The organism is Peteryoungia wuzhouensis (assembly GCF_003205195.1).
Taxonomy (GTDB): Bacteria; Pseudomonadota; Alphaproteobacteria; order Rhizobiales; family Rhizobiaceae; genus Allorhizobium; species Allorhizobium wuzhouense.
On record NZ_QJRY01000001.1, the window covers coordinates 357728 to 377442 of the forward strand.

At 62.0% G+C, this 19715-nt stretch carries 27 protein-coding genes; 13 read left to right on the forward strand and 14 right to left on the reverse strand.

From position 1 onward, the window contains the following. Positions 1 to 145: 145 nt before the first annotated feature. Positions 146 to 436: a 5-carboxymethyl-2-hydroxymuconate Delta-isomerase gene (locus tag DMY87_RS24620; RefSeq protein WP_425353465.1), complete on the forward strand. Its 291-nt coding sequence runs from the start codon at positions 146 to 148 to the stop codon at positions 434 to 436. Between the two features lie 146 nt (positions 437 to 582). Here DMY87_RS24620 and DMY87_RS01850 read toward each other — a convergent pair whose 3' ends face one another. Further along, positions 583 to 1107 (reverse strand): DUF721 domain-containing protein, encoded by a 525-nt coding sequence (locus DMY87_RS01850; RefSeq protein ID WP_110789576.1) that lies wholly within the window; start codon positions 1105 to 1107, stop codon positions 583 to 585. Further along, positions 1088 to 2314 (reverse strand): O-antigen ligase family protein, encoded by a 1227-nt coding sequence (locus DMY87_RS01855; protein ID WP_110789577.1) that lies wholly within the window; start codon positions 2312 to 2314, stop codon positions 1088 to 1090. Before DMY87_RS01855 ends, DMY87_RS01850 begins: the two co-directional genes overlap by 20 nt. Positions 2315 to 2386: 72 nt before the next feature. On the opposite strand from DMY87_RS01855, the gene mutY reads away from it, so the two are divergent. From mutY to DMY87_RS01870, 3 genes are all read left to right on the forward strand, one after another. Further along, positions 2387 to 3463 carry an A/G-specific adenine glycosylase gene (mutY, locus tag DMY87_RS01860; RefSeq protein WP_110789578.1) on the forward strand — a complete coding sequence of 359 codons (1077 nt, stop codon included), beginning with the start codon at positions 2387 to 2389 and terminating at the stop codon, positions 3461 to 3463. A gap of 3 nt (positions 3464 to 3466) precedes the next feature. Then, positions 3467 to 4078, forward strand: a complete 612-nt coding sequence (locus tag DMY87_RS01865) for an HAD family hydrolase (protein ID WP_110789579.1) — start codon at positions 3467 to 3469, stop codon at positions 4076 to 4078. 254 nt (positions 4079 to 4332) lie between these two features. Further along, positions 4333 to 4695, forward strand: a complete 363-nt coding sequence (locus DMY87_RS01870) for a nuclear transport factor 2 family protein (protein ID WP_110789580.1) — start codon at positions 4333 to 4335, stop codon at positions 4693 to 4695. A 224-nt stretch (positions 4696 to 4919) separates the two neighbouring features. Here DMY87_RS01870 and DMY87_RS01875 read toward each other — a convergent pair whose 3' ends face one another. After that, entirely contained in the window at positions 4920 to 6050 is a 1131-nt protein-coding gene (locus tag DMY87_RS01875) for a site-specific DNA-methyltransferase (RefSeq protein WP_110789581.1), read from the reverse strand. A 225-nt stretch (positions 6051 to 6275) separates the two neighbouring features. Between DMY87_RS01875 and DMY87_RS01880 the strand changes: the two genes are divergently transcribed. Further along, positions 6276 to 6524 (forward strand): type II toxin-antitoxin system ParD family antitoxin, encoded by a 249-nt coding sequence (locus DMY87_RS01880; RefSeq protein WP_110789582.1) that lies wholly within the window; start codon positions 6276 to 6278, stop codon positions 6522 to 6524. Next, positions 6521 to 6814, forward strand: a complete 294-nt coding sequence (locus DMY87_RS01885; RefSeq protein ID WP_110789583.1) for a type II toxin-antitoxin system RelE/ParE family toxin — start codon at positions 6521 to 6523, stop codon at positions 6812 to 6814. Before DMY87_RS01880 ends, DMY87_RS01885 begins: the two co-directional genes overlap by 4 nt. 10 nt (positions 6815 to 6824) lie before the next feature. Here DMY87_RS01885 and DMY87_RS01890 read toward each other — a convergent pair whose 3' ends face one another. The 4 genes from DMY87_RS01890 to DMY87_RS01905 all read right to left on the reverse strand — a co-directional run bounded on the left by DMY87_RS01890 (position 6825) and on the right by DMY87_RS01905 (position 8572). Further along, positions 6825 to 7166 carry an MmcQ/YjbR family DNA-binding protein gene (locus DMY87_RS01890; protein WP_110789584.1) on the reverse strand — a complete coding sequence of 114 codons (342 nt, stop codon included), beginning with the start codon at positions 7164 to 7166 and terminating at the stop codon, positions 6825 to 6827. A gap of 25 nt (positions 7167 to 7191) precedes the next feature. Beyond that, entirely contained in the window at positions 7192 to 7383 is a 192-nt protein-coding gene (locus tag DMY87_RS01895; protein WP_205908131.1) for a DUF1902 domain-containing protein, read from the reverse strand. Between the two features lie 154 nt (positions 7384 to 7537). Further along, positions 7538 to 7960: a DUF1284 domain-containing protein gene (locus tag DMY87_RS01900; RefSeq protein WP_110789585.1), complete on the reverse strand. Its 423-nt coding sequence runs from the start codon at positions 7958 to 7960 to the stop codon at positions 7538 to 7540. Between the two features lie 24 nt (positions 7961 to 7984). After that, complete coding sequence (locus DMY87_RS01905) at positions 7985 to 8572, reverse strand: biotin transporter BioY (protein ID WP_110789586.1); 588 nt, start codon at positions 8570 to 8572, stop codon at positions 7985 to 7987. Between the two features lie 427 nt (positions 8573 to 8999). Between DMY87_RS01905 and DMY87_RS01910 the strand changes: the two genes are divergently transcribed. Further along, positions 9000 to 9857 carry a carbonic anhydrase gene (locus DMY87_RS01910; RefSeq protein ID WP_245408803.1) on the forward strand — a complete coding sequence of 286 codons (858 nt, stop codon included), beginning with the start codon at positions 9000 to 9002 and terminating at the stop codon, positions 9855 to 9857. 364 nt (positions 9858 to 10221) lie between these two features. Here DMY87_RS01910 and DMY87_RS01915 read toward each other — a convergent pair whose 3' ends face one another. From DMY87_RS01915 to DMY87_RS01935, 5 genes are all read right to left on the reverse strand, one after another. After that, on the reverse strand, positions 10222 to 10902 hold the full coding sequence (locus DMY87_RS01915) for a GntR family transcriptional regulator (protein WP_110789587.1): 681 nt from the start codon (positions 10900 to 10902) through the stop codon (positions 10222 to 10224). Between the two features lie 55 nt (positions 10903 to 10957). After that, positions 10958 to 11272, reverse strand: a complete 315-nt coding sequence (locus DMY87_RS01920) for a type II toxin-antitoxin system RelE/ParE family toxin (RefSeq protein WP_110789588.1) — start codon at positions 11270 to 11272, stop codon at positions 10958 to 10960. Further along, positions 11259 to 11504, reverse strand: a complete 246-nt coding sequence (locus tag DMY87_RS01925) for a type II toxin-antitoxin system ParD family antitoxin (RefSeq protein ID WP_110789589.1) — start codon at positions 11502 to 11504, stop codon at positions 11259 to 11261. Before DMY87_RS01925 ends, DMY87_RS01920 begins: the two co-directional genes overlap by 14 nt. A 63-nt stretch (positions 11505 to 11567) precedes the next feature. Further along, the gene (locus DMY87_RS01930; protein WP_110789590.1) at positions 11568 to 11912 is read right to left on the reverse strand and encodes an antibiotic biosynthesis monooxygenase family protein; all 345 of its coding nucleotides are present in this window, start codon (positions 11910 to 11912) and stop codon (positions 11568 to 11570) included. Then, positions 11909 to 12238, reverse strand: coding sequence for an NIPSNAP family protein (locus tag DMY87_RS01935; RefSeq protein ID WP_110790337.1), 330 nt, complete (start codon positions 12236 to 12238; stop codon positions 11909 to 11911). The genes DMY87_RS01930 and DMY87_RS01935 overlap by 4 nt, the downstream gene beginning before the upstream one ends. A gap of 165 nt (positions 12239 to 12403) precedes the next feature. On the opposite strand from DMY87_RS01935, the gene DMY87_RS01940 reads away from it, so the two are divergent. From DMY87_RS01940 to DMY87_RS01955, 4 genes are all read left to right on the forward strand, one after another. Then, complete coding sequence (locus DMY87_RS01940; protein ID WP_110789591.1) at positions 12404 to 13087, forward strand: ArsR/SmtB family transcription factor; 684 nt, start codon at positions 12404 to 12406, stop codon at positions 13085 to 13087. Between the two features lie 55 nt (positions 13088 to 13142). Then, complete coding sequence (locus DMY87_RS01945; RefSeq protein ID WP_483428575.1) at positions 13143 to 13523, forward strand: DMT family transporter; 381 nt, start codon at positions 13143 to 13145, stop codon at positions 13521 to 13523. After that, positions 13523 to 14113, forward strand: coding sequence for a TetR/AcrR family transcriptional regulator (locus tag DMY87_RS01950; protein ID WP_110789592.1), 591 nt, complete (start codon positions 13523 to 13525; stop codon positions 14111 to 14113). Before DMY87_RS01945 ends, DMY87_RS01950 begins: the two co-directional genes overlap by 1 nt. A gap of 135 nt (positions 14114 to 14248) precedes the next feature. Further along, positions 14249 to 14938 (forward strand): HAD family hydrolase, encoded by a 690-nt coding sequence (locus tag DMY87_RS01955; RefSeq protein WP_110789593.1) that lies wholly within the window; start codon positions 14249 to 14251, stop codon positions 14936 to 14938. A gap of 121 nt (positions 14939 to 15059) precedes the next feature. Here the strand turns inward: DMY87_RS01955 and DMY87_RS01960 are convergent, their stop codons facing one another. Both DMY87_RS01960 and DMY87_RS01965 read right to left on the reverse strand, forming a co-directional pair. Beyond that, on the reverse strand, positions 15060 to 15980 hold the full coding sequence (locus DMY87_RS01960) for a diacylglycerol/lipid kinase family protein (RefSeq protein WP_110789594.1): 921 nt from the start codon (positions 15978 to 15980) through the stop codon (positions 15060 to 15062). 98 nt (positions 15981 to 16078) lie between these two features. Beyond that, positions 16079 to 16645: a hypothetical protein gene (locus DMY87_RS01965; RefSeq protein ID WP_110789595.1), complete on the reverse strand. Its 567-nt coding sequence runs from the start codon at positions 16643 to 16645 to the stop codon at positions 16079 to 16081. 304 nt (positions 16646 to 16949) lie between these two features. Here DMY87_RS01965 and thrC point away from each other — a divergent pair, with 304 nt between their 5' ends. Both thrC and DMY87_RS01975 read left to right on the forward strand, forming a co-directional pair. Continuing rightward, the gene (gene thrC, locus DMY87_RS01970) at positions 16950 to 18356 is read left to right on the forward strand and encodes a threonine synthase (RefSeq protein ID WP_110790339.1); all 1407 of its coding nucleotides are present in this window, start codon (positions 16950 to 16952) and stop codon (positions 18354 to 18356) included. Positions 18357 to 18376: 20 nt separating this feature from the next. Continuing rightward, positions 18377 to 19675 (forward strand): M16 family metallopeptidase, encoded by a 1299-nt coding sequence (locus tag DMY87_RS01975; RefSeq protein ID WP_110789596.1) that lies wholly within the window; start codon positions 18377 to 18379, stop codon positions 19673 to 19675. Positions 19676 to 19715: the final 40 nt, after the last annotated feature.

Sequence of the window (19715 nt, forward strand, 5' to 3'; positions counted from 1 at the left end):
CGATGTTCCGCAGCTCAATGGACTGTTCAGAAAGAGCCGCAGCGCACGCAGTCTGCTCGAAACTTGGACATTTTTGGCCAGGAAAGGACACCATATGCCCCATCTCTCGATTGAGTTCTCCGAGGGCATCGAGCGGAAATACGATATGCAATTGGTCTGCGAAAAGTTGTTCACGGAACTTGCGGGGAGTCCTGTTTTTGAAGCCTCCGACATTAAAGTTCGCGCGAAGCCCGTCGCTTATTTTCGCATTGGCACCGATCCCCAGACCTTTGTCCATGCCACCCTCCTCCTCATGGAAGGGCGCGATGAGGCAACGCGTACAACGCTGAACCGGACGATCATTGAGAGATTGAGAGAGCTCCTTCCAGACGTCGGTAGCATCACGGTTCAAGATCTGGAAATCGAGCGAGCCACTTATCTCAAGAATCTGTTTTAATCACTGTCGCACGCGCATACCCTGTTTCTGTGCGTCTCTGGTTTCAAACGAGAAGCGGACATTAGCAGAACGGCGATAACGTGGAGGTTTGAGCTAGATCTGGTCAGAAGGTCGCTCGAATTCATGGCCGCTTTTTTTCCTCGGCCTCAGCGACCCGGCCCGGACGGCCCTTTGGCCTTCGACAGCACCGCAGTGCCGAGGCGTTCGATGGCGCGGCGCAGATTGTCGTCCTCGATGCCGTCCATCATCGTCTCCAAGCGGCGCGCCTTTTCACCCTGCAGCTTTTGAAGCGTCGGGCGGCGAAGCGCCGCATTCGAGACCGGCTTCTGCACGATACGGATCTGGCCGATCGCCGGGTAGCCGAAGAAGCCGTTGATGCGGGCGATCAGCTCGCCCTGGGCATGGGACAGGAAAAGGGCGCGTGCGCCCTCGCAGGCGATGGTCAAGACCCCCGGCCGATGGCCGCCGTCTTCGGCAAGATCGCCACGCCGCGGCCAGGCGATCTTTTCCGGCCGGGTGCAATCGGCGAAACTCTCCCCGACGATGTCCTCCCAGGAGCCGAGCAGTGCCGTGTTGATACCGGCGCGGCGCGCAAGCACCGGATCAACGATGCCATTGGCGATCTCGGAGATCTGATGGGCACCTCTGCGGCTAGGCTGATCCTTGGACATCGTCACTCGCTTTTGGGGCAGCCGAAACTGCGATCACCAGACCAACCCAGAGGAAAAGGGCATTGTAGATCACATGACCAAAGATCTGGTTGACCGCGCCGCCCCAGACATAAACGAAAACAAGAATTGTAGCCATGAACAGGCGCGGGCTGAACAGTTTGTCGCGCGGACAGCGCCATGCGATCCATACCGGGCAGAACAGCAGCAGAACCAAAGCCACGAGACCGGGAATGCCATTGTCGAAGGCGGCCGTAATGAACCCATTGTGCCAATGATTGTAGTCATAGCCGAGCAGACCGATGAAATGGCGGCGGTTCTGGAAGCCATGTCCGGACCACGGTGCCTCAAGAACACCATTAAGTCCTTGGGACCACATGGTCAGGCGCTCGGTATAGGACCCCCCGAGTTGTGCGGTTTCGTCGCCCTCGACCGCGATCGCCCAGATGTCGGAAAAGCGCTGCCAGCTATCGGAAACATACAATCCCACTCCCATAAAGAGCAGAATCCCCACAACAGCCAGGCAAACATGCCGAACTTTCATGCGGCCGCGAAGAAAGATCAACCAGTACAAGCCGAGCCCGAAGAGGGGGACTGGTATGATGCTCTTGGTCTGGGAGAAGAGTACGCAGAGAAAACCTGCGCAGAAGCCCGCTGCCGCAAGCCAGCGGTAGCGTCTGTCGGGATCGTTGAAACCCAAGAGCGCAAAGCTTGAAAAGAGCGCGCTCATTGCAGCGAAGGGGATAGCGTTGCCAGCCCCACCCTCGACCCGCATATTGAGGATGAGCCCCTGGTAGAGAGCGATTGGAAGCGACACCAGCCCCCAAACGGCCGCCGCGATCCACATGGTGCGCAGAAGACTTTCGCGCGGAACCGTCGCCAATCGCGCCGCGACAAAGAAGGGAAGGAGGAAGTTGATGTGCTTGAGCGGCTGGCTCCACTCGTCGTCCGGCTTGGGGAAATAAGTCCCGAAGTGCATGAGAAAATAGATCAGCTGAACAGCGAAATAGAGGCCGGAAAGGGCTACGAACAAACCAATCGCACCATCCAGCCGCGGCTTCAGCACTCCGATGAGGAGATAAATCAGCGCAAGGCCCGCCGTTCCCATAAAACTGAAATCCATCACCGCCTTATGAAGGGAAGACAAGCTCAGGATGGCGAACAGCGCCCATGTCGTATTGCGGGTCAGGTCGGAGCGTTGTAGCTGCATGATCTCTCCGGGTCATTGGTTACGGCTTTGGCCGCGCCACCGTCTAACCGCATCAAGGCTACCGCACAACCGATGAAGCAAGACAAGAGCGCCATTCTTCTCGCTTGGTATGACCGGCATCACAGGGACCTGCCATGGCGCATTTCGCCTGCTGCAGCCAAAGACGGGGCGGTGCCGGACCCTTATCACATCTGGATGTCGGAAGTCATGCTGCAGCAGACGACGGTGGCAGCGGTGAAGGCGTATTTCGCCAAGTTCATCAGCCGCTGGCCGACGGTGACGGACCTCGCGAAGGCGCCGAACGAGGATGTGATGGCGGCCTGGGCGGGGCTTGGCTACTATGCCCGGGCGCGCAATCTGAAGAAATGTGCGGAAGCCGTTGCCTTCGAGCATGGCGGGACCTTTCCCGACACTGAAGAAGGCTTGCGGGCCCTTCCCGGCATCGGCGACTATACCTCGGCAGCGATTGCGGCGATCGCCTTCAACCGTCCCTCCGCCGTGATGGACGGCAATGTCGAGCGGGTGATCTCGCGGCTCTTCGCCATCGATGCGCCGCTGCCGGGATCCAAGCCGCAGATGAAGGCCAAGGTTGCAGACCTGACCCCAACCGACCGGCCGGGCGATTTTGCCCAGGCGATGATGGATCTGGGTGCCACGATCTGCACGCCCAAGCGACCCGCCTGCGCGCTCTGTCCGTTCAACGGCGACTGCCTTGCCTTGGCAACCGATGATCCCGAACGTTTTCCGGTCAAGGCGGCGAAGAAGGCAAAACCCGTCCGCCTGGGGGCCGCCTTCATTGCGGTGGACCGCGACGGGCGGTTGCTGTTGCGCAAGCGTGTCGACAGCGGGCTTCTGGGCGGCATGACGGAAGTGCCGACGACAGCCTGGACCTCGCGGCAGGATGGCGAGACCGGAGTGGATGCCGCCCCCTTCCCCGCCGCCTGGCAGCCGGCCGGCGCCATCAGCCATGTCTTCACCCATTTCGAACTGCGGCTCTCCATCTTCCGCGCCGGGCCGATCGACATACCCCCGGGAGATCACGGTTTCTGGGTGCCGGTCATCGAACTTGATGGGGAGGCGCTGCCAACCGTCATGAAGAAGGCAATTGTGGCGGCTATTCCGACAGCCTTTCCAACTCCTAAGGGATAAAACATGACCGAGATTCGCCATATCGTCTTCGACATCGGCAAGGTGCTGATCCATTACGATCCAAACCTGCCGTATCAGCGGATCATTCCCGATCCGGACGAACGGGCGAAGTTCTTTGCGACCGTCTGCACCCATGACTGGAACATCGAGCAGGATCGCGGCCGCAGCTGGGCCGAGGCGGAGGCCCTGCTCATTGGCGAATTTCCCGAGCACGAGGACAAGATCCGCGCTTTCCGGCTCCATTGGGCCGAGATGGTCCCGCATGCCTATGAGGACAGCGTCGCGATCATGACGAGCCTGATCGCATCGGGCCATGACGTGACGATGTTGACCAATTTTGCCGCCGACACCTTTGGCGAAGCGCGCAAGATGTACCCCTTCCTGAACGCGCCGCGCGGCGTCACCGTGTCGGGCGAAGTCGGCCTGATCAAGCCGGATGTGGCGATTTACCAGCGCCATGCGAAAGATTTCGACCTGTCCCCGGCGCATAGCGTCTTCATCGACGACAGTTTCCCCAATGTCGAAGGTGCGCGCGCCGCCGGCTGGCAGGCCGTGCATTTTACCGGGGCGGATCAACTGAAGGCGGATCTTCTGGCGCTGGGCGTCGGTGTGTAAAGTCAGCGCTGACAAAAAAATAGGCGCGGGTGGAGTTGGCGGACCCCGACCCGCGCCAGTTCCGGTCGCAAGCGACCGAAGGCGTTCCGGGCGGGTCGATTGACTGACGTCGTCCGTGTTTGTGTGTGTGGTGGTACGGTTGCCGGCTTGTCCGAAACTGGTCTCGATGACTAGATACCGTAAACGAAACCCGTCCGACGCAATTGCCGGCTCTTCCTCCCCCGGCCCTGTCGCTAATCTGCCCTGGAGACCCCATGTCTTTCGATCCCGTCGCTGCTGCCCGCACCTTTCATGAGGCGATCAATGCGCTCGATTTCACCACCATCGACGCCTTCTTCGCCGAAGATGCCGTCTATGGTTCGGTGAAGGTCGGCCAGCTCTCGGGCAAGGCCGAGATCATGGCGGCGTTCCGGCGCTATTTCGATACCTATCCGGATCAGGTGGCCGTCGACGAATTGACGGAGGCGGTGTCGCCGATGGCAGCGCGCGCCGTGTGGCGGCTGAAGGCGACGCATGCGCAGACCGGCGAACCGCTGGTGCGTTTTGGCGAAGAGACGATCACCTTCAACGACAAGGGCCAGATCATCTCGGTCGAAGTGACCGACTACAAGGTGTGACGGGTCTCAGAGCGGATGGACCACATGTTCGAATGAAGCGGATGAAGAGGGCTGACGTGCTCATTTCGTCATGCTCGGGCTTGTCCCGAGCATCTACACCCGTTGAACTCATTCAGCCTTGGCAGATCCTCGGCACAAGGCCGAGGATGACGTCGTGGTTGCCGAACGCAAAACGCCCGCTTGAGATGAGCGGGCGTCTTTGATTGGGTTGATCGGCTCGGCTCTCAGCCGAGCTTGCCCATGCCGGCGCGGACAATCGAGCGCAGGTCGTCGATCGGCTTTAAGGCGCCCTCTTCCTCGAAGTGCCAGAAGGTCCAGCCATTGCAGGCATCAAGCCCTTGCACCTTGGCGCCGAGGCGATGGATGGATCCGGCCTCGCCGTTCGAGACCAGCGTGCCATCGGCGCGGATGATCGCGGAATGGCGGCGCTTGGCATCGGTCAGAACCTGGCCGGGCTTGACCAGGCCGCTTTCGACCAGCGTGTTGAAGGCGACGCGTGCCTCTCCCTTCTTGCCGGTCATCACGGTCAGTTCAACCTTGCCGAGCGGTTCGACGGCGGCGATGCGGGCCGAGGCTGCATCGATATAATCCTGCTCGCGCTCGATGCCGACGAAATGACGGCCGAGACGCTTGGCGACAGCACCCGTGGTGCCGGAGCCAAAGAAGGGATCGAGCACGATGTCACCCGGCTTGGTCGACGCCATGATGACGCGGGCGAGCAGCGCTTCCGGCTTCTGGGTCGGATGGACCTTCTTGCCGTCGTCGCCCTTCAGCCGCTCGCCGCCCGAGCAGATCGGGAAGAGCCAGTCGGAACGCATCTGAACGTCGTCGTTCGAGGCCTTCATCGCATCGTAGTTGAAGGTATAGCCCTTGGCCTTCGGATCGGGCGAGGCCCAGATCATCGTTTCATGGGCGTTCTGGAAGCGACGGCCCTTGAAATTCGGCATCGGGTTGGTCTTGCGCCAGACGATGTCGTTGAGGATCCAGAAATTCATGTCCTGCAACGTCGCGCCAACGCGGAAAATGTTGTGATAGCTGCCGATGACCCAGATCGTGCCCGTCGGCTTCAACACGCGGCGGCAGGCGAGCAACCAGGCGCGGGTGAAGGCGTCATAGGCCTCGAAGGAGGCGAACTGGTCCCACTCGTCGTCGCAGGCATCGACGAGCGACTGATCGGGGCGATGCAGCGCGCCGCCGAGCTGCAGGTTGTACGGCGGGTCCGCAAAGATGACGTCGACCGATTTGTCGGGAAGGGCTTCGAGAGCTGAGACGCAATCGCCCTTGATGATGCTGTCGACCCAGGCGAGCGGGTCGGACGAACGGCGGAGTTCGGCAATCGGAAAGACAGAAGCCATTGGTTACTCACTCTTACGCTGACGCAGCACGGGAACACGAGGCTTATGGTTACCGAAGTTGGTTACTGAAGCGTGAAGAGGGCGTGAGATTTTGTGCGGGGGTGGGAATGGGGAGTGCCGATCACGGGATAATCGTCACGCGCGCCCAAAAGGCGGCGGCAAGCCGACACCTTGTCTGACCAGAGTCGATATTGTATTTTTGATGCAACATTCAGAGGAACACTCATGTCCCGCGACACCTCCGTGACACTCGGTGACCACTTCACCAGCTTCATCAACGATCAGGTGAAGACCGGGCGCTACGGGTCGGCGAGTGAGGTCATGCGTGCAGGGTTAAGGCTGCTCGAAGAGCACGAGGCCAAGGTCAAGGCCTTACAGGATGCACTTATTGAAGGCGAACAGTCCGGCGAGCCACAACCTTTCGATTTCGATGCCTTCAAGGCGCGAAAGCGCGCTGAGTTCAAGGCCAGATGAAAGCGCTCGCGCTTCTACCAGCGGCAATTGTCGATCTTGACGATATCTGGGACTACACCGCTGACACGTGGGGTATCGAGCAAGCCGACACCTATACGAACGATATCCGCGACACCTGCTTTCGCCTCGCCTCGGGTTCCGCACGGGGCCGTCCGGTGGATGTGCGCCCAGGATACCTGAAGCAATCTGTCGGATCGCACATCATCTATTTTCGAGACAAGCCTGAGCGAGTGGAAGTCGTTCGCATCCTGCATCAGAAGCAGGATGTCAGCCAAAATCTGCCGAACTGAAAATGCGCCGTCAGCGTCCCGCATCCCACTCTTTCACCACCGCCTTCTTCGCCTGATCCCGCCACACCCGGATGAGGTTTTGCCGCGCCCATTCGATATCGACTCGATCCGGGCGGGCGAGCACCAGCGGATGCGGCCGATGGTGGTCGGTGGTGAAGAAGGTCTCCGGATCCATCTCGATCAGATGATCGCGCTCCTCGAAGGGCACCTTGAAGACCGGACAGTCATGGGTCGGGTTCCAGAACAGCATGGCCTTGCCGTTGACTTTGAAGGAGGGATGCCCCCAGGAGGTGGTTTCCTCCGTCGTCGGCAAAGCGAGGATGATCTGGCGCAGGGTGTCGAGGGTGGTCATGGTGGGGCCTCCGGGCGGGAAGGGCTCAGAAGGGCTCTGACCGCAGCCTAATCCCGTTCAGTTCCAAAAGATCTGCGACAGCGGCCATGACCTTCGGCTGAAGCTTTTCCATGCTGTCGGATTCTACCGCCAGACCTTCGATATCATTGCTGGTGGCCACCCAGACCTCGGCCTCGTCGTCCCAGGTGGCGCGCACGATGATCGACCGCATGTTCATCTCGGCTTTCTCCGGTGTCGATGGGAGAGACCCTACACCTAACCAAGGACAGACGAAAGCGGCTGATGAGCCCCTCATCCCCGGCGCAACGAGTTGCGCCTGACCCTTCGGGCACCGTCTCCCCGCAGGCGGGGCGAAGGGGATACCGTCGGCGTCAGATCCCAACCCGCACGCCGACATAACCACCATCGGCAACGCTGTCGCACAGTCCAGACCATTCGCAGCCTGAACAGGCGGTGCGGATCTCGCCGGTGGCGAAGGTTTTTCGGAGGCGGGCGAGAAGCGCTGGGGATGGCGTGATGCGAGCGCCGAGGTTCAAGGGGCTGCCGATGAGGCGGGCAACGGTTCTCGCCGCCTCGCGATCGCGCTCCACGACGCTTGTCCCATGGCAATGGGCCTCGGGGTCTGCGGTCAGTGGTCCGCAGATGTCGTCCGGCCCAGCCACCAGTTCGATCTCCTCGCCGGCCGAGAGCCTTGCGGCAATGGCCTCGTAGTTCTCGACGAAGGCGGGAGAATAGCCCTTGCCGACATAGGTCAGCATGCAGAGCAGGTGGTGGGGGCGGAGCCGGACGGTCATCGGTCTATCGTGGCAGATGGCCGCTCAGAGGTCGAGCGGCTGTGCCTTGCGGCGGGCAAGGGCCAGCAGCAGGGCAGCGGCGAGCGCCGATTTGATCACGGCGCCCAGGATGAAGGGCGTGACGCCAAAGGCCAGACCTTTTTCCAGACCGATCATCCAAGACAACCAGGCGCCGCCAATGGCGAGGCACAGAATGTTGGCGGAGAGATGGGCGACGAAGCTTTTCACCACCTGGCGGCCCGTCCAGCCCTTTTCCGCGAGAAAGCCGGCAAGGGCAGCGATGATCGGGAAGGAGACGAGATAACCAGCCGTCGGGCCGGCAAAGGGGGCAAGGCCGCCGGAGGCATTGGCGAGGACCGGAAGGCCCAGCATCGCCTCGCCGAGCCAGGCGAGCACGGTGAGCGCGCCGAGGCGCCAACCATAGAGCACGCCGAGCATGGTCAAGGCAAAGGTTTGCAGGGTGATCGGGACCGGCACCATGGGAACCGAGACCTGGGAGGCGAGCGCCAGGATGCCAGTGCCGGATAGCACAAGCGCAGCCTTTACCGGCAGCGAACGGCCGGACAGGCCGAGCGGATCGAAACGGTGGGACAGGGCGGAAGCAGTCGTCATCGCAATCTCCATTTTATAGATAATTTTATTCACGGCGAATCTTTTATCTATGCTTTCGGCGGGCGGCAAGTCTAAGTCGGGCTAGTCAGACGGCAATCATGTGGACAGAAAATCGCCAGCACTGTGATATTTTGCGATAGAAATACAGACACGCCGTTGGTTTTTCTGATATATTTTCCGAAACCCATGCAATCAAAGTATCAGCTGACATATTATCTATAATTTGAAGCTGCCGTCGTATACCAATTCCAAGGTAAGGACCTAGCCTAAAAATGGTCCGGCAATCACGGCATTTCCGAAAACCATCATTTACAAATAACCCGCAGGATGAGGCGGAATGCGATCGTGTGGCTGGCGGGGTGCGGATTTTCCGTGGCTCGCCATCCGCGTCGAGCACGCCTTTCCACCTCAACACGGGAGCCGACCGATGTGTCTCGACTGCAATGACCTTGGCATGAAAGGTCTGAAGCGCCGCCATCTGATGAAACTCGCCGGCCTCGGCTTTGTCGCAAGCGGGATCGCGCCGATGGCGCAGGCCTCCGAGACGAAGAAGCCTGCGGCCGCAGACGCGCATGGCGTGGACGGGCATGCGGCCGAGGCGCCAGCCGAGAGCGGCCATGACGCGCCCCAGGCAGCCGAGGCCAAGCCGGCGGCCGCGGACCCGCATGCGGCACCGGCGGACGGGCTGACGCCGAAACAGGCGCTGGCCAAACTGAAGGAGGGCAATCGCCGCTTTGTCGAGGATGCCAATGCCTGCGCCGCCGATCTTGCCGCACGCCGCACCGAGCTTGCCGGCGGGCAACACCCCTGGGCGATCGTGCTCACCTGTTCCGACAGCCGGGTGACGCCGGAGCTGATCTTTGGCGGCGTGACACTTGGCGAACTCTTTGTCGTGCGCAATGCCGGGAATGTGCTCGATACCGGCGCGCTGGGCACGATCGAATACGGCACCGAACATCTGCATGCGCCGCTGGTGGTGGTCATGGGCCACAAGAAATGCGGGGCGGTGGCGGCCGCCTGCGACGTGGTGAAGAAGGGGGCTGAGCTCGAAGGCTCGATCGGCAAGATGGTGCAGCCGATCCTGCCGGTGGCGCTGGCCGCGCTGTTCACATCTGAGGATTTCGTCGGCCAGACGGTGCGCAACAATGCGGTTTCCGGGACCAAGCGCATTACCGAAGAAAGCGCCATCGTCTCGCATCTGGTGGATAGCGGGGCGGTGAAGGTGATTGCTGCCGTCTATGACATTGAGACGGGCGAAGTGCAGTTCATCGACAAGATCGCCTGAGGACGGAGTGGCGCCCTCCCCTTCATGGGTAGGGTCGGACCACAGGTCCGGGGTGGGTGAGCAAAGGTGGCCGCCGCCGTCCATGGCACTCATGGAAAATCACCCCACCCGCCGCTTTGCGGCGACCTCCCCCTCAAGGGGAGGTGGGTAGAGCGTGGCATCTCAGCGGAGGCAAATCCCGGATGCTCTGGCTGACAAACACTGGCGTTTCGGCGGAACCACCCTCCCCTTGAGGGGGAGGGTCGGACCGCAGGTCCGGGGTGGGGTGAGCAAGGGTGGCCGCCGCCATCCGTGGCACTCGTGGAAAATCACCCCACCCGCCGCTTTGCGGCGACCTCCCCCTCAAGGGGAGGTAGGGGAGATCTCACCCGACGATCGCAAAGCCTTCGGTCTCCGCACGGCCCGGCACCGGCATCGGGGCGCGGCCGATCCATTGAACGTGGCGTTCCAGGATGCGGGCGGCTTCCGTCGCATTGCCGGATTTCAGCGCTTCCAAGATGGCGCGGTGATCGTGGTCGGTGCGGGCTTCCCAGGTGGCGCGCCAGGCGACGAAGAGGAAACGGGCGGAGACGGCATGCAGGTCGTCGATGACAGAGAGCAGGCGCGGCATGCCGCAGGTCGAGACGATCAGACGGTGGAAGCGGCGGTTGGCCTCCTCCCAGGTTCGCACGTCCTTGGCGTCATCAGCATCGGCTGCGGCCCGTTCGGCAGCGGCCAGCACGTCGGGCGTCAGGTTCGGGGCAGCGTGACGGAGCGCCAGGACTTCGAGGGCCGCGCGCATTTCGGCGACTTCACGGACCTGCTTCAGATCAAAGCTCGCGACCCGCACGCCGCGGCGCGGAATGCTGACGACGAGGCCTTGCGCCTCCAGCCGGCGAAAGGCTTCGCGCACGGGCACGTGGCTTGCGCCGAATTCTTCGGCAATATGGTCCTGGGCGAGCCGCGATCCGGGCACGAGCTCGCCATGGATGATACGCTCGGCCAGCGCACGGCTGATGCGGCTCGCAATCGTATCCTCAGGCGAATCTTCGGGCTTTTTCGGCATGGCTCCCTGCATAGTCAGCGGGAGGTCGCTTGTCGAGGGAGGGACGACCGGAGCGTCAGTCGATGGCCCGCAGGATGGCCTGCCAATCCTGACGGCCGCCCAGAAGGCGGAGGATGGTCAACTCGCCTCCCACGCCGATATAGACGACCAGGTGACTGCTAAAAAGATAGATCCGTACCGGAGGTGTGAATTCGAGACGCTCGCGAAACAGGGGCGGCGACCGGCCAACCCGGTCAAATGCCAAGACGAGTTCATCGAGATACCGATCGGCCTGATCGGCAGACCAGGTTTCCGCACCATAGGTCCAGATGGTTTCAAGATCCCGCAGCGCTTCCGGCGCAATCGCATAGGTGCCGCTAGCGGGCGCCATGGCTTTCTCGCATGCGCCGCTTGAACGCCTCCGGATCGAAGGGTTCCGGTGGGCCGCTTTCGACGCCCTTGGTGATGGCGGCCTGGAGTTGTTCGAAGGCAGCAAGCCGCTTCTGGTCCTTGCGGATCAGGTCGCGGATGTAATCGCTGGCATTGCCGTAGCGACCGCTCTCGGTCTGACGCTCTACCCAGGCCTTCATCGGATCGGGCAGTGATACATTCATCGTTGCCATGGGCTGCCTCCTGTCATTCAGAGAATGATGGTGCTTATGGCAAAGTCTGTCAAAACTCTCCCCTCACCCATGCTGCGCGCGGCTATCCTCCGGCGCCTCCTCCCGCTCCGTCAGGCCATAGTCGCGCAGGACATGGGCGACGCGCAGGCGGTAGTCGGCGAAAACGCCGCCACGGCCGGCGCTCTGGGCGGCGCGATGATCCGGGGTTTCGCGCCAGCGGCGCACGGCCTCCTCATCGCGCCAGAAGGACAGCGACAAGAGCTTGCCGCGCGTGGTCAGGCTTTCGAAACGCTCGACGGAGATGAAGCCGTCGATCTTTTCCAGCCGGGCGCGCAGGTCGCCGGCGAGATCAAGATAGCGGTGGCGCTCGCCGATGAAGGGCACGACCTCGAAGATGACGGCGATCATGGCTGAACCTTCGATGATGGCGGGTTCGATACGTTCTTCAGGAAGAGCCGGTCTTCCTCGAGGATGAAGCGGGCGCTTTTGGCGAATTCGTAATTGGCCTTGCCGAGCGGATCGGCTGCAAGCCTTGCGCGATAGGCCTCATAAGCCGCGAGATCCTCGATATGGTAGATGCCGTAGGCAGTCGTGGCGGAGCCCTCATGCGGGGCGAAATAGCCGACGAGATCGGCGCCGCAGCGCGGGATCGCCTCGCCCCAGTTGCGGGCGTAAGTTGCGAAGTCATCGCGGCCGAAGGGGTCGATGCGGTAACGGATGATGCAGGTGATCATGGCTGGCTCCTCGTTGTTGACGAGGCGGTTCTGGCATGGCGGCATCGGGTGATGCTTCGATCGCGGTCGAAGTTTCGGCGGTCTCTTCTCCGCGACAGTTCGACCGGGATCGAAGCATGGGCTACATTGTTGCTCCATCATAACACCGACAGAGGAGAGCATCTCATGGCCGAAGGACCCGACATTGCGCGCATCGCTTCGCTGATCGGCGATCCCGCCCGCTCGAACATGCTGCTGGCCCTTCTCGGCGGCAAGGCGTTGACGGCGACGGAACTGGCGGGGGCTGCGGGCGTGACGCTTCCGACGGCGAGTTCCCATCTGTCGAAGCTCGAAGAGGGTGGATTGCTTACGCAACGCAAGCAGGGCCGGCATCGCTATTTCGCGCTGGCCGATGGCCATGTCGGGGCAATGATCGAGAGCCTGATGAGCTTTTCGGCGACGCGCGGGCACCTGCGCCATCGCGCCGGGCCGAAAGAGCCGGAGCTCCGGAAAGCCCGCATCTGCTACGACCATCTTGCCGGCGATTATGGCGTGCGCATGCTGGACAGCCTAGTCGCGCGAGGGGCGATCCGCGCCGAAGACGAGGCACTGACTTTGACGTCGGCCGGTGACGCGCTGCTGAGCGATCACGGTGTCGATATCGGCAGCCTGCGGGCCAAACGCCGCCCGCTCTGCCGCGCCTGCCTCGACTGGAGCGAGCGGCGCACGCATCTGGCCGGCTCGCTGGGCGCTGCGCTTCTTTCGCACTTCCTCGACCAGGGGCATGCCCGGCGGGTCGAGGAAAGCCGGATCATCCGCTTTTCGCCGGAAGGCGAGCGCCGGTTTCTCGCAATGTTTCCCATGGCTTGAAGATGCGATGCGCGAGGCGCCATCCGAGCCCTTGAAAAGAAACCAACCGTACGGTATGTTTTATACAATTGCCGCCTCCGGAGTGTCTTCGATGAATCCCGCCCTTGCCGCCTATAGCGCGCTGACCGCAGCCATCGTGCTCGAAGTGATCGGAACGACCCTGCTGCAGAAGTCGGCGCAGTTCACCAAGCTATTGCCGACAGCCGGCATGGTGGTCTTTTATGCCGCCTCCTTCTATCTGCTGACCCATGCGCTGAAAGGGCTGCCGCTTGGCATTGCCTATGCCATGTGGGGCGGGCTCGGCATCGTGCTGACGGCGCTGATCAGCGTCTTTGTCCTGAAGCAGAGCCTGGATTATGCGGCGCTGGCCGGCATTGGCCTCATCGTTGCGGGCGTGATCGTGATGAACACGCTGTCGAGTTCGGTATCGCATTGATGGCTTCTGCCCCCTCCCCTTCCGAGGCGCCGCATTCGGCCCATCGCCGCAAGAAGCAGCCGGAACAGGTGCGCCGGGCACTGCTTGATTGTACCGCCCGGATCGCCGCCGAACAAGGGACCGCCGCCATCACCATCCAGGCCGTGGCGGAGCGGGCGGGCGTGACCAAGGGCGGGCTGCTGCATCATTTCGACAGCAAACAGACGCTGCTGGCTGCCGTGTTTGCCGATTTGCTCGACCAGCTCGACCGGGAAATCGACCGGTCGATGGCGGAGGACCCGAAGCCGCAAGGTCGCTTCACGCGCGCCTATGTCAGGGCCTGTTTTGCCGATCGGCCGCTCGGGGCGCAAAGTCTCTGGGCAGCGCTCGCGGTCGCCATCGTGACGGAACCGCAGCTCAAGGCGCTGTGGTCGCGCTGGCTCGATGCGCGGCAGTCGCGACATCACGACACCGATGGCGATCCGGCCTTTACCACCGTGCGGCTGGCGGCCGACGGCATCTGGCTCGCGGATGTGCTGGAGAAGGAAAACGGGCTCCGGCGTTATCCTCAGTCGCTGGAGGCTGAGCTTTTGAAGATGGCCGGCGGATGATTGTGGAGCAGGCACCAGCAAACCCGCCCGCAGCAGACTGCCATTGCGGGGACGCTGCCATGCAAGCGGTGTGATTGTCCTCGGCCCATTGATCGTGTAGGGAGCGACCATCCCTCACGACACCACGGATCCCCCATGAGCAGTTTCGAGCTTACCCTATTCGATTGCGACGGCGTTCTCGTCGATTCCGAGATCATCGCCGCCAAGGTGGAATCGAAGCTTCTGACGGAGGCGGGTTATCCGATCTCGGTCGAGGAAATGGGCGAGCGTTTTGCCGGCATGACCTGGAAGAACATCCTTCTGTCGATCGAGAAGGAAGTCGACATTCCGCTGTCGGCCAGCCTGATCGACAAGTCGGAACAGCTGCTCGACCAGAAGCTGGCGCGCGAGGTGAAGGCGATCGAGGGCGTGCAGTTTGCCCTTTCCCGCATCAAGGGGCCTCGCTGCATCTGCTCGAATTCGTCGACCGCGCGGCTCGACCTGATGCTGAGCAAGGTCGGCCTCAAGGAATTCTTTGCGCCGCACATCTTCTCCGCCAAGGATCTCGGTCCCGACCGGGTCAAGCCCAAGCCTGACATCTTCCTGCACGGCGCCAAGCAGTTCAATGTCAGCCCGTCGCGCTGCGTCGTGGTCGAAGATTCCGTGCATGGCGTGCATGCCGCTCGGGAAGCCGGCATGCGGGTGATCGGTTTTACCGGGGCGTCGCATACCTATCCGTCGCATGCCGACAAGCTGACCGATGCGGGCGCCGAGACGGTGATTGCCCGCATGACCGACCTGCCGGGCGTGATTGCCGCCATGGAAGAATGGGAAGGCGCGTTCTAGAGAATTTCCGGCGAAATCAGAGTCGCCTTCAATGCTCTATGTCTTTGTTTTCACGCAATTCCGGACGCAAAACCGCTTCGCACTTTTGCTGGAATTGCTCTAAGCCTGGCGCTCCGTCCGCTCAGAACCTGATCGTCAGGGCATCCGGCACGATTTCCGCGACGAAACCGCCGCGAATGGGGTTTTCACCATCGACCTCGATCGGGAAGCGATCGGGGTCCTGCGGGCGCAATTCGACACGGCGGCCGCGATGGAAGCTCAAGAGCGGATGGCCGAGATGTCCCGCCGTATAGAGGCTCTTCAGTAAACCAAGCAGACCGAAGACGCTTTCTTCGCGCATCACCGCCACATCGAACAGGCCGTCGGCCACATCCGCCTGCGGTGTAATGTGCATGCCGCCGCCGAACCAGCCACCGTTCGCGATGGCGGCAATCGCCAGCGGTCCCTTATGCACCCGCATGCCATCGACCAGAATGTCGAAGCGGTAGGGGCGATAGCGCAGGATCGCCATGACCGAGAAGAGCAGGAAGCGCAGCGGACCGGTGACGATCTTGCGGCGACCGCCGGCATTGACCGCGTCGACGATTTCGCCCGAGATCCCGACGCTTGTGATATTGGCGAAGTAGCGGCGTTGCTCAAGGCCCTGTGCGTCCCGCGCCAGCAGCAGGCCGGCATCGATCTTGCGGGGGCTGGCGCCCGCGATCCGGCGGGCAAGTTCGACGGGATCGACCGGAGGCGCGAAATTGCGGACGAAATCGCATCCCGTGCCAATCGGCAGAAATGCAAGCGGCGTATCGGGCCGGGTCGAGGTGAGGATGCCGTGAACCACATCGCTGATCGTGCCATCACCGCCGGCGACGATCAGGAGGTCACAGCCTCGGTCGGCCTGTTCGCGCGCAAGCCGTATGGCATCACCGCCGGAGCGGCTTTCCTGGACATCCAGTCCTGGGAATTGATCTGAAAAAGCCTTGTAGGCTGCCTTCCATGCCCCGCTCTGCCTGCGGCCACCCGCGACCGGGTTCCTGATAATGACGACGTTCACCGCTGATGCTCCCCCACCGTCGGTCTGGCCGGCGCATGCCCTTGGCGCGGCGAACGTTCAGCCCGCCGCGACGCCGGTCACAGAATAGAGGGGGGAAGTTACTTTTTCTTTTTACCTTCGTCGAAGCCGACATAGACGCGCGTCATGCCCGAAACATTGCCGGGAACGGTGACCTGCTTGGTATAGACGAACTGCGTCGGCTGGTTCACATCGGCGAGGTTGACCGCATACTGTTCGATCTCGGAGGTGACTTCCTGATCGCCGTCCATGACGGTCACGCGGATCGGCAGGTTGATCGAGCCGGCCTTGCCCTGCGGTCCGGAGGTCAGGCGGCCCTGCAAGAGCGCGGTGATGGTGAGCGTCGTGTCGGTGCGCGAGCAGGCGCGAGTCGTGTCGGCAAGCGAGGCCTGGAAGACAACGTCCTTGGCGTCCTGGCTCTTCGACTTCGCATAGGTGCGGTAGACCGACGTGCCGTCACGCAGCGAGATCTGCGGGCAGAAACCCTGGACGAAAGGTTGAACGGCAGCTGCAGTCTGCGTCGCAGGCTGGGCTGCGGGTTCCGTCGGAGACAGGCCGAGGCCCGACCCCATGCTGCCGGCGTTGCAACCGCCCAGCACCATCATCAGCGAAACCACCAAGACACCACGCGACACGTTTACAGACACGAGATTTCACCTTCCGCATGCTCGGCCGAAAAAGCCGGAAAACAGTCAAACTTGAGGCTTTTCAGCGCCCTTGCGGATGGTCTATACCAGCGGCCACAACAAAAATCGATTGGGTAGCCGGCAATTTGAGTCAATTTTCGATCTGCCAGCCCAGCCCCTGCCTCACGCCCTCGACCCCGGTCGTGGCCGGCATTGCCGGGCTTGCGAAATTCACACCTCCGGTCTGGCGCAAAATGGCAAACCTCTTTATCGAAAACGCCATAGATTTGCGGGCGTCATCGATCCGGACAACACACATCCAAGGATAAGCAACGTGGAATATATCTCGACCCGCGGAGAGGCCCCCAGCCTCGGCTTTTGTGACGCGCTTCTCGCCGGGCTTGCCCGCGACGGCGGCCTTTATGTGCCGCGCGAATGGCCGCAGATGTCGAAAAAGGCGATCCGGGGCCTGCGCGGCAAGAGCTATCAGGACGTTGCCTATGAGGTGCTTTTGCCCTTCACCAATGGCGAGATCGAGCCCGCCACCTTCCGCGCGATGATCGACGAGGCCTATGCGACCTTCAAGCATCCGGCCGTCGCCCCACTGGTGCAGACGGGGCCGAATTCCTTCGTGCTGGAACTCTTCCACGGCACGACGCTCGCCTTCAAGGACGTGGCGATGCAGCTGCTTGCCCGGCTGATGGACCATGTGCTGGAGAAGCGCGGCGAGCGCGCCACAATCGTCGGCGCGACCTCGGGCGATACCGGGGGGGCCGCGATCGACGCCTTTGCCGGGCGCGCGCGCACCGACATCTTCATCCTCTTCCCGCATGGCAAGGTGTCGCCGGTGCAGCAGCGCCAGATGACATCCTGCACGGAAGACAACGTGCATGCGATTGCCGTCGAGGGCAATTTCGACGACTGCCAGAACCTGGTGAAGGCGATGTTCAACGATGTCGCCTTCCGCGACCGGGTGAAGCTTTCGGGTGTCAACTCGATCAACTGGGCGCGCATCATGGCGCAGGTGGTCTACTATTTCACGTCTGCCGTCGCGCTCGGCGCACCGGACCGGAAGATCTCGTTCACGGTGCCGACAGGCAATTTCGGCGACATCTTTGCCGGTTACGTGGCGAAGAAAATGGGCCTGCCGATCGACAAGCTCGTCATCGCCACCAATGACAACGACATTCTTTCGCGCACGATGAAGACCGGGCGTTACGAGATGAAGGGCGTCATGGCGACGACCTCGCCATCGATGGACATCCAGATATCCTCGAACTTCGAACGGCTGCTGTTCGAATCCTACGGCCGCGATGCCGCGTCCATCCGCTCTGCGATGGAAGGCCTCAAGCAGTCCGGTTCGTTCGAGATCCAGCCGGAGGCGCTGAAGGCCATCCGCCGCGAGTTCCGCGCCGGCCGCGCAACGCAGAAGGAGGTGGCGAAAACCATCAAGGCTGTGCTGGCCGACACCGGCTATCTGCTCGACCCGCATACGGCCGTCGGCGTGCATGTGGCGAAGAAATTCGAGAAGCCGCAGAGCCCCATGGTGGTTCTCGCCACCGCCCATCCGGCGAAATTCCCGGCGGCAGTAAAATCGGCCTGCGGTATTGACCCCGCGCTTCCGACATGGCTTGCTGATCTGATGGACAGGGAGGAGCGCTTCGAAATCCTGCCCGCGGACCTTAAGGCCGTCGAAAGCTTTGTCGGCACACATGCCCGTGCGGACAGTTGAGAAGCGCAGAAAGACGGACCATGAATGTTGAGTGCACCCGGCTTCCATCGGGTTTGACTGTCGTAACCGAGAACATGCCACATCTTGAAAGCGTGGCACTCGGCACCTGGATCAAGTCCGGCTCGCGTAATGAGACCGAAGCCGAGCATGGCATTGCGCATCTGCTCGAGCATATGGCTTTCAAGGGCACGAACGAGCGCAGCGCGCGCCAGATCGCCGAAGAGATCGAGAATGTCGGGGGCGAGCTGAATGCCGCCACATCGACCGAGACCACGTCCTATTACGCCCGTGTTCTCAAGGACAATGTGCCGCTCGCCGTCGATATCCTTGCCGACATCCTGACGGATTCGCTCTTCGATGAAGAAGAGCTGGAGCGCGAAAAACACGTCATCCTGCAGGAGATCGGCGCGGCCGACGATACACCCGACGACGTGGTGTTCGACCGCTTCTCCGAACGGGCCTTCCAGGACCAGACGATCGGCCGCAGCATTCTGGGAACACCTGACACGGTGCAATCCTTCTCCAGCGACCAGATCCGCGCCTATCTCTCGCGCAACTACACGACGGACCGGATGTTCGTGGTCGCCGCCGGTGCAGTCGATCATGACGCCTTCGTCAAGCAGGTCGAACAGCGTTTTGCCTCGCTTCCGACCCAGCCCTCCGCCCCGCCCGTGATGGATGTCGCCCGCTACACCGGCGGCGAAGCCCGCGAGGAACGCGACCTGATGGATACGCAGGTCCTGCTCGGCTTCGAGGGCAAGGCCTATCACATGCGCGATTTCTACTGTTCGCAGATCCTGGCGAACATCCTGGGCGGGGGCATGTCGTCCCGCCTCTTCCAGGAAGTTCGTGAAATCCGCGGCCTCTGCTATTCCGTCTATGCCTTCCATTGGGGCTTTTCCGACACTGGCATCTTCGGCATTCATGCCGCGACCGGCGGCGACAATCTGCCGGAACTGGTGCCTGTTATCATCGACGAACTCCGCAAGGCGTCCGAACACATCGACCAGCAGGAAATCGAGCGCTCGCGGGCCCAGATCCGCGCACAGCTGCTCATGGGCCAGGAAAGCCCGGCCGCCCGCGCCGGCCAGATCGCCCGGCAGATGATGCTCTACGGCCGCACCATTCCGAACCAGGAGATGATGGAGCGGCTGGCCGGCATCACCACGCAGCGCCTGACCGACCTTGCCGGACGCCTGTTCTTCGACACGGCACCGACGCTCTCGGCCATCGGCCCGGTGGACAAGCTGGTGTCGCTCGACGAGATCGCAGGCGCCCTCAGTGTTCAGCAGAAGGGCGCCCGCAAGGCGGCCGGCTGAGGGATATCGCGAATGAATTCATCCGGCGGGCTCGCCGCCG